The organism is Thalassolituus sp. LLYu03, from assembly GCF_050507655.1.
Taxonomy (GTDB): domain Bacteria; phylum Pseudomonadota; class Gammaproteobacteria; order Pseudomonadales; family Oceanobacteraceae; genus Venatoribacter.
On record NZ_CP191496.1, the window covers coordinates 1,576,292 to 1,589,520 of the forward strand.

At 55.2% G+C, this 13,229-nt stretch carries 12 protein-coding genes; 4 read left to right on the forward strand and 8 right to left on the reverse strand.

The window, feature by feature from the left end; translation table 11 throughout:
• The first annotated feature begins 73 nt into the window (after positions 1-73).
• The gene (locus tag ACQUQU_RS07205) at positions 74-253 is read left to right on the forward strand and encodes a MerR family transcriptional regulator (protein WP_430462564.1); all 180 of its coding nucleotides are present in this window, start codon (positions 74-76) and stop codon (positions 251-253) included.
• 36 nt (positions 254-289) lie between these two features.
• Here the strand turns inward: ACQUQU_RS07205 and ACQUQU_RS07210 are convergent, their stop codons facing one another.
• The gene (locus ACQUQU_RS07210; RefSeq protein WP_430462565.1) at positions 290-1,201 is read right to left on the reverse strand and encodes a DUF72 domain-containing protein; all 912 of its coding nucleotides are present in this window, start codon (positions 1,199-1,201) and stop codon (positions 290-292) included.
• Between the two features lie 52 nt (positions 1,202-1,253).
• On the opposite strand from ACQUQU_RS07210, the gene ACQUQU_RS07215 reads away from it, so the two are divergent.
• On the forward strand, positions 1,254-2,330 hold the full coding sequence (locus ACQUQU_RS07215; RefSeq protein WP_430462566.1) for a 3-deoxy-7-phosphoheptulonate synthase: 1,077 nt from the start codon (positions 1,254-1,256) through the stop codon (positions 2,328-2,330).
• A 41-nt stretch (positions 2,331-2,371) separates the two neighbouring features.
• Here ACQUQU_RS07215 and ACQUQU_RS07220 read toward each other — a convergent pair whose 3' ends face one another.
• From ACQUQU_RS07220 to ACQUQU_RS07250, 7 genes are all read right to left on the reverse strand, one after another.
• Complete coding sequence (locus ACQUQU_RS07220; RefSeq protein ID WP_430462567.1) at positions 2,372-3,127, reverse strand: MlaA family lipoprotein; 756 nt, start codon at positions 3,125-3,127, stop codon at positions 2,372-2,374.
• 93 nt (positions 3,128-3,220) lie between these two features.
• The gene (locus tag ACQUQU_RS07225; protein ID WP_430462568.1) at positions 3,221-3,826 is read right to left on the reverse strand and encodes an HvfX family Cu-binding RiPP maturation protein; all 606 of its coding nucleotides are present in this window, start codon (positions 3,824-3,826) and stop codon (positions 3,221-3,223) included.
• Positions 3,823-4,530 (reverse strand): HvfC family RiPP maturation protein, encoded by a 708-nt coding sequence (locus ACQUQU_RS07230; RefSeq protein WP_430462569.1) that lies wholly within the window; start codon positions 4,528-4,530, stop codon positions 3,823-3,825. Before ACQUQU_RS07230 ends, ACQUQU_RS07225 begins: the two co-directional genes overlap by 4 nt.
• Positions 4,523-5,410, reverse strand: coding sequence for an HvfB family MNIO-type RiPP peptide maturase (locus ACQUQU_RS07235; protein WP_430462570.1), 888 nt, complete (start codon positions 5,408-5,410; stop codon positions 4,523-4,525). The genes ACQUQU_RS07230 and ACQUQU_RS07235 overlap by 8 nt, the downstream gene beginning before the upstream one ends.
• Positions 5,407-5,751: an HvfA family oxazolone/thioamide-modified RiPP metallophore gene (locus ACQUQU_RS07240; protein ID WP_430462571.1), complete on the reverse strand. Its 345-nt coding sequence runs from the start codon at positions 5,749-5,751 to the stop codon at positions 5,407-5,409. The genes ACQUQU_RS07235 and ACQUQU_RS07240 overlap by 4 nt, the downstream gene beginning before the upstream one ends.
• Positions 5,752-5,860: 109 nt before the next feature.
• Positions 5,861-9,778 (reverse strand): ATP-dependent RNA helicase HrpA, encoded by a 3,918-nt coding sequence (gene hrpA, locus ACQUQU_RS07245; protein WP_430462572.1) that lies wholly within the window; start codon positions 9,776-9,778, stop codon positions 5,861-5,863.
• Positions 9,779-9,854: 76 nt separating this feature from the next.
• The gene (locus tag ACQUQU_RS07250) at positions 9,855-11,534 is read right to left on the reverse strand and encodes an AMP-binding protein (protein ID WP_430462573.1); all 1,680 of its coding nucleotides are present in this window, start codon (positions 11,532-11,534) and stop codon (positions 9,855-9,857) included.
• Between the two features lie 240 nt (positions 11,535-11,774).
• On the opposite strand from ACQUQU_RS07250, the gene ACQUQU_RS07255 reads away from it, so the two are divergent.
• Complete coding sequence (locus tag ACQUQU_RS07255) at positions 11,775-12,692, forward strand: alpha/beta fold hydrolase (RefSeq protein ID WP_430462574.1); 918 nt, start codon at positions 11,775-11,777, stop codon at positions 12,690-12,692.
• Positions 12,680-13,153 carry a MaoC/PaaZ C-terminal domain-containing protein gene (locus ACQUQU_RS07260; protein WP_430462575.1) on the forward strand — a complete coding sequence of 158 codons (474 nt, stop codon included), beginning with the start codon at positions 12,680-12,682 and terminating at the stop codon, positions 13,151-13,153. Before ACQUQU_RS07255 ends, ACQUQU_RS07260 begins: the two co-directional genes overlap by 13 nt.
• Positions 13,154-13,229: the final 76 nt, after the last annotated feature.

The window sequence follows — 13,229 nt, forward strand, 5'->3', positions numbered from 1 at the left end:
GTTAGTCATCATCTGGCGTACGCCAGTTGATGCTCGCTTGTCTATCCTGAGTGAATAACACAGGAGGTAGAACGTGAGCCAACCTAACAAACTTTCACTGGATGAAGTGTCCGAGATTCTGGCAATGAAGGCCGTCACGATTAAACGCTACGTTAAAGAAGGCCTGCTTGATGGTGACAATGAAAATGGCCAGCTTGTTTTCGACCCGGAAAAGGTCGCCCGCTTCAAAGCCATTCAGGAAAAACTGCGCTAACAACAGCCGGTTTACAGCACCCTGTGTAAATCGTAGCTAATCATCTGCAAACAGATCCGCCGTCTGAGCTGAAGTACCCGGCTCAGGCGGCAATTCAATCCCCCAGCGCCTGCTGATGTGGCGCGCCAACGCCGGAGCGTCCCGGTTCGTTGCTGTATGAATGAAAACCCAGCAGGTTTTCTTTTGTTGCGTCCATTCAACCAGCTTCTCACCCCACTGCTTCCAGTAATGCTCATTGAGTGCCCAGTCGGAGTGACCGATGAAGCGCACAACCGGATTGTCGCCCGTACTGATCGGATGTACCGGCATGCGCGGCTTTTTGGCCTGCGCTTCGCTGATTTGGGGCAGCTGCGCCGTATCTGCAAATAGTCCCCGGCTGTCAAAATTTACCCGATCACAATTCAGGTCGGCGAGCAGTCTCAGTGCTGCGGATTCGGCCGGGCCTTTGCTGAAAAAGGCAATGTGGCGGAATTCAACGGCCAGCGGCACGGCAGTAAGCTTTGTGAATTCAACAATAAACTGCTCAAGTTCAGTCAGCCTGTCTGGCGTAAAGTTTGGCGGCAATTGCAGCATCACCAGGCCGCAGCGCCTTGCGACCACCTCTAGAAAAGGAAGGAAAGCGGTATCTTTTAGTAAGGCCTGATAAATATTGGCGCTGTGGCTGATGCTTTTCGGTACTTTAAAACTGAAGCGGAAATCGTCCGGCGTCAGGCTGAGCCAGTGCGCCGCACGCTCAGGGGCAGGCAGCGCATAAAAGGTGGTATTGCCTTCTACGCTGCCAAAAACCGAGGCGTAGTCCTGCAGGGCATTGGCTGCCGAGCTGTCGGCTCGAATCAGGCCGCCCTTCCATTCTGGTAAGAACCACATCGGCAGACCGAGGCGTAAATACCTGATATCTATCACGCCCGATAGGGATAATGGATGTGCAACGCGGTTGTCATTTGTCATAATCGGGCATCATTGTAACAGACCGACGCCTGCCGGGAATTTAGGACCGAGAATGACAGATAAACGTGTAGAAGACCTCAATATTGAGTCTATTGTGCCGCTGATCACCCCGGATCAGCTGAAAAAGGAAATGCCGATCTCAGAAACTGCTGTTAAAAGCGTTCAGCAAGGTCGTCAGGTCATTCGCGATATTCTGGATCGTAAAGACCACCGTATTTTTATCGTGGTTGGCCCATGCTCCATTCACGACGTAGAAGCCGCCAAAGATTATGCCCATCGTCTGAAAGCGCTGGCGGAAGAAGTAAGCGACACCCTGTATCTGGTTATGCGCGTCTACTTTGAAAAACCGCGCACCACGGTCGGCTGGAAAGGCCTGATCAACGACCCGTACATGAACGACACCTTCAAAATTCAGGATGGTCTGCACATTTCCCGTCGCCTGCTGATTGATCTGGCAGAGCTGGGTTTGCCGCTGTCGACTGAAGCGCTGGATCCGATTTCTCCGCAGTACCTGCAAGACCTGATCGCCTGGTCTGCCATTGGTGCACGTACCACTGAGTCTCAGACGCACCGTGAAATGGCATCAGGCCTGTCCTCTGCCGTTGGCTTCAAAAACGGTACTGACGGCAGCCTGACTGTAGCGACCAATGCCCTGATGTCCGTGGCAAATCCGCACCGCTTCCTGGGTATTGACCAGAGCGGCACCGTGTCCATAGTATCGACCAAAGGCAACCCTTACGCCCACGTTGTGCTGCGCGGTGGCGGCGGCAAGCCAAACTACGACTCCGTTAATGTATCGCTGGCGGAGCAGGCTCTGGCCAAGTCCGATCTGGCACAGAACATCATGATCGATTGCAGCCATGAAAACTCCAACAAGAACCCGGCTCTGCAGCCGCTGGTTCTGGAGAACGTGACCAATCAGATTCTGGAAGGCAACCAATCCATTATTGGTCTGATGGTGGAATCCAACCTGAAGCACGGCCGCCAGAATATTCCGGCCAATCTGGATGATCTGGAATACGGTCTGTCAGTGACCGACGGTTGCATCAGCTGGGACGAAACTGCCGATGCCATCCTGAAAATGCGCGATAAACTGAAAGCAGTTCTGCCGGGCCGTACCGGCAAGTAACACGCAAGCACAAAAAAGCCCGCTGAATGCGGGCTTTTTTATTACTCGTCGGCAGGCTTATCCCAGTCGTCGCCCCAATCCTCTTCTTCCTCGTCGTCAAAGTCATCCCAGTCATCATCAAAAGACGCCTGAACTTTGCCGTCGTTGATCAGGTAATCACGACGCTGCAGATAGAAGCTGCGCAGAAAGGTGTACTTGTCGCCTGAAATAAGCGCTTCAGAGGCAATCAGGTCGGCGCGCACGTCGGCCACCCATAAGGCATAGCCACTGTAATCTTGTGCGGTGGTGGCGCCTACGTCGCCAATGCCGAAACCGTAAACGTAGTTGAGACCCAGGCCGCCCGTGTCGCGCACTGTGCTCGGTCCGAAAAACGGCAGCACGAGATACGGGCCTGAACCAACACCCCAGTAGCCCAGCGTCTGACCGAAGTCTTCGTTGTGTTTTTCAAGGCCAATGTGTGACGCCACATCAAACACACCGAAGAAACCAATGGTGGTATTCACCAGAACACGCGCTGTATCCGACAGCGCCTGACCAAGCTTAAGCTGGCCAACATCGTTCACGATCACCATGACGTCACCGATATTGCCGAAGAAATTGGTAACGGAATCGTCGACCGGTTTTGGCGTTACGTACTGGTAGCCCTCAGCAACCGGCTTCAGCACGTATCTATCCATGGTTTCGTTGAATGCAAAGACTTTGCGGTTAAAGCCTTCCCACGGATCGGGATCCTTGCTTTCTGCCATCGCAGTTGAAGCACCTAACATCAGGGGCAGCAGCCATGCAGCGCGCATCATTCAGTTCCTTCAAAAACAGTTGGTGCTATTAAAGGGGAAAATGCCGTCGCTGCCAACTGCCTGCCAAGGGAGGCAGTGTTCCGTCAATGGCGCTCAATCAGGCTTCAGAAAACGACGGGACAGCCAATAATCAACGCTGAGCCAGCGTCCCGCGCCCTGCGACATCAAAACCAGCAGCATGACCAGATAGGTTACACCCCATTCGACCCCGTTATTGGACACCACAAAACTGTAACGACCATTGTCCGTCAGCCATTCATAGTTGCCATGTTCGCGCAGAATATCGCGTGCCCGCTGCAGGCGCGTCAGTGCTTCGTGTGTGGCATCCGTAACACCTGGCGAATGCAGGTCGGCAACCGCCTGCCAGCCATAGGGCCAATGCACCGAAAAAATGGCAACCAGCATGGTAATAATCAGAGGTACAGCAGCCAGACGCACAGCAAAGCCCGTGAGCAGTGCAATCGCCCCAACCACCTCGGCGGCCGTTGCGAGGAACGCCATCAGCGCAGGAAACGGCAGGCCAAGCCCCCACTCTTCGTTGCCAAACCATTCAACAACATTGCCGAAGCCGGCGACTTTATTCATACCGGCCACCCAGAATACCGCGGCGAGATAAACCCGGATTGACGTCAGTGCAATGAAATCGAGCTTGGTAAGTGCTGCCGACACGCGCGTGATTAAGGCAGAAAAAGCATTCATGGCTTTACTCCCAGTATCAGGCCATCCCGATACCATTGTTGCAGGGTTGCTTCAGCGCCGGTTTGTGCGGCTTGTGAATGGCTCAGATTCATCTGACCAAGCAGCTGCTGAATGGCGTCACGCCCTGATAAGGCTTCAGCCTGAAGTGTCAGCAGCAGAGATAACGTTGCCGGACTGGTGTGCAGAAAGCGCACCTTGTCGGTCTGATCGCGAAATACAATCAGCGCCGTCGGTGCTGCCTCGGCTACCGGATGTTCGGTCGACAGTGTGTGCACCGGATACTGATAAAATGCCCCTTGCGCACCACTGGCCAGCACAGGGACACCCGCCAGAATATCGCCTTCTGAGGCCCGTTTGTCGTCCGAGGTATCGACTGCCAGTTCAAGCCATTCGTAGTGCGCCAGTTCCGCCAGCGCCGGAGAGTTCAGCGCAAGATCCGTACGCTGGAACCAGTCTAAAAATTCTGCTGCTATGCGCAGAAAATACGGCGTTGTAAGTTTTTCGTGCTCAAACCATTGACGCACCAGAGTGGTCCAGGCGTCGTCGCCAATAAGCGCCCTGAGCACAGGGAATGCTGAATCGGCAAACCCTTTGATGTTGTTAAAAAAGACTTCCTGATACACACCCAGCCGGTCTGGCGCAATGCCGGTCAGATTGGTGTTGTGGCGAATATCGCCCGCCAGTGCATGCTGTAAATCAGACAAGGGCATGTCGTGACTCTCGGTGTTGCAGCGAATAATCAGTACCGCCAGCGGCGTACTGCGACTGAAAACGGCGAATGCTATCGATCTCTGCCAGCAATTCGTGAAGCGGTGGGAAATTAAAATCGCGCTCAAGCAAGGTCGGACGCACACCGTGCTGCTGATAGGCAAATTCCAGCAGTGACCAGACATCGTCTTTAACCGCAGCGCCATGCGTGTCGATCAGCAACTGCTCGGATTCGTCGAAATGCCCGGCAATGTGCAGATAGCGAATACGCTCAGACGGCATGGCGCAAATAAAATCGCGTGCATTGTCGCCATGATTTATGGCGTTGACGTACACGTTATTCACATCCAGCAGCAGGTCGCAGTCGGCAGCATCGATCACAGCGCGTACAAAATCCGCCTCTGCCATTTCTTTGCCAGGCTCTGCGTAAGTGCTGACGTTTTCAATAATCAAACGTTCGCCAAGAATATCCTGTACCTGACCGATGCGTTCTGCGACGTAACGAACCGCTTCTTCGGTCATAGGAATTGGCATCAAATCGTACAGATGACCACCGGCGCTGCAGTAGCTTAAATGCTCGCTGTAGCCTTTTATGCCGTGTTCCTGCAGAAATGCTTTTATGCTTTTTACAAGCTCCCTATCCAAAGGATCCGGGCCGCCAATAGAAAGCGATAAGCCGTGCGCCAGAAAATCAAACCGCTCGGTAAATGCGCGCAGCTGACGATTCAGGCGCCCCCCTGAGTGAATCCAGTTTTCCGGTGCTATTTCCATGAAATCGACAGCATGGCTGTCAAGGTCATGCAGCTGAGGAATGAGGCCGCGACGCAGCCCCAGACCAGCACCGGAAACCCAATTGTTTCCGGCGACAGGCATCATTTTTTGTCAGCTCCGCACTTGGCTTCGCCGCATTTGCCTTCGCTTTCGGATTTACTGGCTTTTTTATCAGCGCCACACTGACCTTCGCGCTCGGACTTGGCCGCTTTATCGGCACCGCATTTCGCTTCGCTGTCAGATTTAGCGGCCTTGTCTGCACCGCATTTGGCTTCAGAAGACGACTTCGCACCGCAGTTGCCTTCGTTATTGGCAGCCAGTTGCTGATAGCCTGAGGTCAGTTCGACACTGGTGAATGGGTTTTCGGCGGCAACCGCGCCCTGAGAAATGGCGGCAAACAGCACAGAACCGAGAACGGCGGACAGGGATTTGTTTGAGTTGTTCATGATCATTTCCTTTTCAGTGATGCCATCAGGCGACTAGGGAGCAGGTTTTTTACTCTGCAATCCCATAGTCGCCAGCATCGCCCGGTTCTTACACGGGGAAAAGAAAATTTTATACGTCGCGGATTTCCAGCCAGCGTTTATTCAGTCTTTTGAGTGAGACAGGTTCGCGCGTACCGAGCGGTTGAGCAAACAGAGACACACGCCACTCTTCAAGCAACCAGCCAAATTCGCGATATTCGGGGTGATCGTCCAGATCAATACGCTTCAGAGTATCGGCGTAAGGCGCCCAAACCGATTCAAACTCCAGCATCGACTGGCGATCGCGTGGCAGATTGCCCTGCAGCTTATCAATGCGATACTCAATGCCTTTCAGATAGCGCGTATAACACTGCAGTTGCGACCAGGGCTCGCGCACCATGAATCCACGCGCCAGCAGGCGTTCAAGGTGGGCTTTGGCATCGCTGTAGGCCATGGCCTTATCGAGGGTTACTGCCCCGCTCATGCTCTTGAGGATTTTATGACGCAGCGCCAGCCACTCGCAGAACAGGCCCATGAGCTTTTCGCCATGGGCCACCAACTCTGAACGCCGCTCCAGACGCGCAGAAAATTCTTCGCGGGTTCGTGGCAGCCCCTCATCCGGCGCCAAGAACACCTGACAGAAGGCGCCGTCTAGAAGATCCGCCGCCAGTTCCTGCTGATTGCCCATGCCTTTCGCCAGCAGCCAGCGACTGGCCATGGTTTTCTGGATGATGGATTTGAGCATGCGCTCCTGTTCCGGCAGCGAGATCCGGATCAGGCGATACAGGGCTTCTCTGTGATTGCGGCTGGCCTCATTGGCGTTCGCTTCGACGCTCATCGCCAGCTCATCGCCCTGCACTTTCAGGCATGGAAATGCGCGTACGGGCAGCCCGTTCACCTGGGTCTGAATGGTTTCCGGCAAATCACCGAAATCCCAGCTGCGAATGCCGGAGCGCTGATAATCGCCATGGGTCAGGGTCTGCACCTGCGCCTGCGCGGCGTCTTTCCAGGTCGCTTTCAGGGCGGCCAGATCACGTCCCTGCTGCAACACTTTGCCATCCTGCATCACGCAGAAATTCATGCGCATGTGAGCAGGCAGTTCGATGGCTTGCAGGGTGTTCAGATCGAGCGCCGGGCGCAGCGACTGATTCAGAAAATTCAGCAGCTGATTGTACAGACCGCCCTGGCGGCTGTCGGCCTGACGCAGAAAGGCTTCTGCGGTGGTGGGTACGGGCACGAAGAGTTTACGGATGGTCTTCGGCAGGCCCTTGATGATGGTGGCGACCTTTTCGGCAATAAAGCCGGGCACCAGCCATTCGATCTGAGCATCGGGCACCTGCTGCAACATAGCTACCGGCACGCTTAGGGTAACGCCGTCGTCTTCATTGCCCGGTGCGAAGGTGTAGCTGAGCGGAAAGGCCATGCCCTGCCATTCGAGCTCGGATGGAAAATCGCGCGCGCCAATGCCGGCTGCCTCGGGGCTGAGCAATTGTTCGCGGGTAAATTCCAGCGCTTTCTTTTCGGCGGCCGTGGCTTTTTCGTACCAGCGCTCAAGGTGGCGCTGGGAAATAAATTCCAGTGGCAAATGGCGGCGATAAAACTCTGCCTGCCAGGCGTCGTCGATCACCAGATCGCGGCGGCGGGCTTTCTCTTCGTATTCAGTAACGTCTTTCAGCAGGCGAGTATTGTTGCGATAAAAGGCCAGCCTGGTGTTGAACTGCTGCTCAACCAGTGCCTGCTGGATAAAAACTTCGCGCGCTTCGTTCTGATCGATCAGTGCGTAATTCACCCGCTTCTTCGGGTTGATCGTCAGGCCGTACAGAGTACTTTGCTCGAACGCGGTCACCTGACCGCGATCCTTTTGCCAGTGCGGCTCAAAATACTGATATTTCAGTAATGGGCGGCCAATCTCTTCGATCCATTCCGGTTCTATGCGCGCCACAGTGCGGGCGAAAATCTTGCTGGTTTCCACCAGTTCCGCGGCCATGATCCATTTTGGTTTCTTTTTATACTGACCGGACGCCGGAAATATCGTTAAGCGGCGATTGCGTGCTCCCAGATACTCGGCGCCTTCGGCTTTAAAACCAATCTGACTGAGCATACCCGCCAGCAGCGCTTTATGAACGGCATCGTATCCGGCAGGTTCTGCATTTTCGTTCAGCCCGAGTTCTTTGCCGAGCAGATGCAGCTGGCGATGCGTATCGCGCCATTCGCGCAGGCGCATATAGGACAGAAAGTTTTTACTGCACCACTTGCGGAATTGCGCCTGACTCAGCTCCTGACGCTGGTCCTCGAAACCAAACCACAAATTCACCAGCGACAGAAAATCGGATTCTTCGTGCTGCCACTGACGGTGCTTTTCATCGGAGGCCTGCTGCTTTTCCTGCGGGCGCTCACGCGGGTCTTGCACCGTCAATGCGGCAGCAATCACAAGCACTTCACGCAGGGCGTTTTGCTTCTTCGCTTCCAGCAGCATCCGGGCAATCCGAGGGTCGACCGGCAGACGTGCCATTTGCCGGCCAAGATCGGTCATTTCACCTTTATTGTCGACGGCCTCCAGCTCCTGCAGAAGATTGAAACCGTCTTTAATAAAGCGCTCATCCGGGGCATCAATAAAGGGGAAATCCTGCAGGCGGCCGAGCTTGAGATGCAGCATCTGCAGAATAACCGCAGCCAGATTCGTACGGCGGATTTCCGGGTCGGTAAATTCATCGCGTCCCAGAAAATCGCTTTCTTCGTACAGCCGGATACAAACGCCGGGCTCGATGCGGCCGCAGCGGCCGGCGCGCTGATTGGCGCTGGCCTGCGAAATAGCCTCGACTGGCAAACGCTGTACTTTGCTGCGGTAGCTGTAGCGAGAAATACGCGCCACGCCGGAATCAATCACATAGCGAATGCCAGGCACGGTGAGCGAGGTTTCGGCGACGTTGGTGGCCAACACCACGCGGCGACCGCCGTGAGGGCTGAAAATCTTTTGCTGATCCGAGCCGCTTAAGCGGGCGTACAGGGGCAGAATGTCGGTAGCGGGTAATTGTTCGCGACGCAGGTGCTCGGCGCATTCGCGGATTTCACGCTCACCCGGCAGGAACACCAGTACATCGCCCGGGCGCCCCTTGCGGCTGTCTTCGTCGCGCAGCTCCGCCAATGCATCGGTAATGCCTTCAAACAGGCTGCGGTCGTCTTCTTCGTAGCCATCGCGTACCAGTGAGCGGTAACGCATTTCCACCGGAAATGTCCGCCCGGAGACTTCAATCACCGGAGCCGGCTGGCCGTCTGCGCTGGCAAAGTGATTGGCGAAGCGGTCAACGTCGATGGTTGCCGAGGTGATGATGATCTTCAGGTCCGGGCGCTTCGGCAGCAGTTGCTTCAAGTAGCCCAGAAGGAAGTCGATGTTCAGACTGCGCTCGTGCGCTTCGTCGATGATGATGACGTCGTATTCATTCAGAAAACGGTCGTGCTGGGTTTGCGCCAGTAGAATACCGTCGGTCATGAGTTTAACGCGGGTGCTGTCTGAGCTCTGATCAGTGAAACGCACCTGATACCCCACCAGGCTACCCAGTGGCGTATTCAGCTCGTCGGCAATACGCGATGCCACCGCGCGGGCGGCCAGCCGGCGTGGTTGGGTGTGGCCGATGCGGCCGAAGCGCCCGAAACCGGCTTCCAGGCAGATTTTCGGCAGCTGGGTGGTTTTGCCGGAACCGGTCTCACCCGCCACCACGACCACCTGATGTGCTTTCAGGGCAGAAAGAATATCGTCGCGTCTGCCACTGACGGGCAGGCCTTCCGGGTAATCAATGCGAACATCTGACGAGCGCTGGCTGACCAGTAACTGGCTGGCCTGAATACGGCTCAGCAGTTTTTCCAGCAAGGTATCAAACGGCTTTTGCTCGCTCAGCAATTGCTGAATCTGCTTCAGCTGGCGTTTTAAGGCGAACCTGTCTTTCAGCAGACACTGGTCGATGGCTTTGTGCAGGGCTTTCCAGTCTGGGCTGTAGGCTTCTGTACTCACGCAATTCTCCGGAGGCAGGAATAAAAACGCCCCGTATCCGAAAATACAGGGCGCTTCTGTTTAGCGACTGACGGTCTTACTTGGCTTTTGCCAGTTCCGCATCACGCAGTTCACGACGCAGAATCTTGCCGACGTTGGTTTTCGGCAGTTCATCGCGGAACTCGATGAAGCGAGGTACTTTATAAGCGGTCAGACGCTCACGGCACCAGGCGGTTACTTCGGCGGCGGTCAGGTTCTCGTTCTTGGAAACAATGAACACTTTAACCGCTTCGGAGCTCTTCGGATCAGGCACGCCGATGGCGGCGGCTTCAACGATGTCCGGGTGAGACACGATCACGTCTTCCACTTCGTTCGGGTAAACGTTGAAGCCAGACACGATGATCATGTCTTTCTTACGATCCACGATCTTCATGTAGCCGTCTTCAGAGATAACGGCCATGTCGCCGGTTTTCAGCCAGCCATCGGCGTCGATGGTTTCATCGGTGGCTTCCGGACGCTGCCAGTAGCCCTTCATTACCTGCGGACCTTTCACGCACAGTTCGCCGGACTCGCCGATCGGCAGTTCGTTGCCAGCATCGTCGACCACTTTGCACGCGGTGCCAGCCACTGGCATACCAATGGTGCCCAGCTTGACGTGACCTGGTGGGTTGAAAGATACCACTGGCGAGGTTTCGGTCATGCCGAAACCTTCGGCAATTTCACAGCCGGTAACGGCTTTCCACTGGTCAGCAGCGTCTTTGGTCAGGGCCATACCACCGGAAATGGTCAGCTTCAGTGAGCTGAAATCCAGTGCGCGGAATGCTTCCTGGCCACACAGAGCGACGAACAGGGTGTTCAGACCAACAAAACCGCTGAACTTAGAGGTTTGCAGGGTTTTGATGAAGCCCGGAATGTCGCGAGGGTTTGGAATCAGTACCGAGTGGTTACCGGTCTGCAGCAGCACCATGCAATGCACGGTGAAGGCATAGATGTGGTACAGCGGCAGAGGCGCGATCACGGTTTCCTTGCCTTCGCTCAGAACCATGGTGAACAGGCCGTGACACTGAAGCATGTTGGCCATCAGGTTGCGGTGGGTCAGCATGGCGCCCTTGGCAACACCAGTGGTACCGCCGGTGTACTGCAGTACGGCCACGTCGTTACGGTCGACTTTCACCGGGGTGAAAGTTTTGCCAGCACCCTGTGCGAGGGCTTTGCGCAGAGGTACGGCGCCCGGAATGTTCACGGCCGGTACTTCTTTCTTCACGTACTTCAGCACGCTGTTGATCAGCACGCGCTTAACCGTACCGTGCATGTCACCCACGTTGGTGATGATGACGTGCTTGATGCCGGTGTTCGGAATGACTTTTTCAGCTTTGTCGGCCATGTTGGCCAGCACAACCACAGCTTTGGCGCCGGAATCGTTGAACTGGTGTTCCATTTCACGTTCGGTGTACAGCGGGTTGGTGTTAACCACGATCATGCCAGCGCGCATAGCGCCGAAAACCACAACCGGGTACTGCAGAATGTTTGGCAGCTGAACAGCGATACGGTCGCCAGCCTGCAGTGTGGTGTTGTTCTGCAGGTAAGCAGCAAACGCGGCAGATTGCTTATCCAGCTCGGCGTAGGTCATGGTCTGACCCAGACAGGTGAAAGCCGGGTTACTGGCAAAGCGTTTTACGAAACCATTGAAGATCTCGATTACCGATTCGTATTTATCCGGGTCTACAGAACTCGGATAACCTTCCGGGTAACGTTCCTGGAAGAATTGTTCGTTCATACCGCCTCCTGATGAACCCTGCTTATGGTTTTATGTTCAGGGTCTGAGTGAAGTTAACCGCCCGGAGATGGCTCCCCTTAATTTGCAAATCCGGGCCAAAATTGCAGCGGGAGTTTACCCGTTTTCCCAAGTGGCGGCAAAAGTGTCCTGATTGGTATTTACAAAACGTCACAGTGAAGACAAGGTACAGCCAGCCTTTTCCGACAAGGCTGCTCACATTCTCGCCAGCGTGATCAAATAATGAACAAAATAAGCATAAATACCCGAGATAACAGCCGTTTTGACGCCTGGGTTCTGCCCGCCTCAAACCCACTCGCGACCATCCACATACTGCACGGCATGGCCGAACACTGTCTGCGTTATCAGTCGTTTGCCGAGTTCCTGCACGCCGAAGGCTACCAGGTGATCCTGCATAATCACCGCGGTCACGGTGGTCGGGAACCTCTGGGGCATTTCGCCGACCGTGATCAGGCGGGCATCGGTGGCTGGGAACTTTTGATGGATGACATCGCCCGTGCTCAGAACGCTGTGTGCGGCGACGAACCGCGCATTCTGTTCGGCCATTCCATGGGGTCGTTTATTGCTCAGGGGTACGCCATGCGCCATGGCGATACATTGAAGGCGCTGATTCTGTCGGGCTCCAATCACCAGCCGGGTGCGCTGGTAGCAGCCGGCAAAACCGTCGCTACCCTGCTGCGTTCCGTGCAGGGACAGCGACACTTGTCGGGCGTCATGGATACGTTATCGTTCGGCGAATTCAACCGGAAATTCCGGCCGCACCGCACCGCCTTTGACTGGCTCAGCCGCGATGACGGACAGGTCGATGCGTATATTCAGGATCCCTATTGCGGACACCCGGTAACCCTGCAGCTTTGGATCGATTTATTGTCCGGTCTGCAGGAGCTTGCCCGCTCCGACAATATGAAAAAAATCCCGGCCACCCTGCCCGTTTATATCTTTGGCGGCGACAAAGATCCTGTCGGCCAGATGGGCAAAGGGCTTCCTTTATTGCACAAGCATTTTGCGCAAACAGGTCATGACAGGGTAACACTGCGCCTGTACCCTGACGGTCGTCACGAGATGCTGAACGAGATCAACGCCCGTGACGTATTTACGGATGTTGTTAACTGGCTGAAGGAAGCAGTATGGAAACCATAACCAACCGCACGTTTGCGGAAATTGAAATTGGCGAGCGTTGCGAACGCATGCACAAAGTGAGTGAACGGGATCTTATTCTGTTCGCCTCCGTTTCGGGTGATCACAACCCGGTGCATCTGGATGCGGAGTATGCCGCGACCACCCCATTTAAAGGTCAGATCGCGCACGGCATGTTCACCGGCGCCTTAATTTCCGCTGCCCTGGCAATGAATCTGCCGGGTCCTGGCACCGTGTATCTGGGACAAAATCTGTCGTTCCGCAAGCCAGTGATGATTGGCGACACCTTGTCTGTGGTGCTGGAAGTAACCGCCAAGCACGACAGCAAGCCGGTCGTGACGCTGGGCTGCACCGTCACCAATCAGGACGGCAAGGTGGTAGCCACCGGCGAAGCCACTGTGATGGCGCCGACCGAGAAAATGACCGTCACCGCCCCGCTGCTGCCGCAGATTACGCTTGGCTGAAAGTGATCAATGAAAATAAAAAAGGCCGCTGATGCGGCCTTTTTTATGGGCTCCGTCATACGGACCGGAGCCTTAT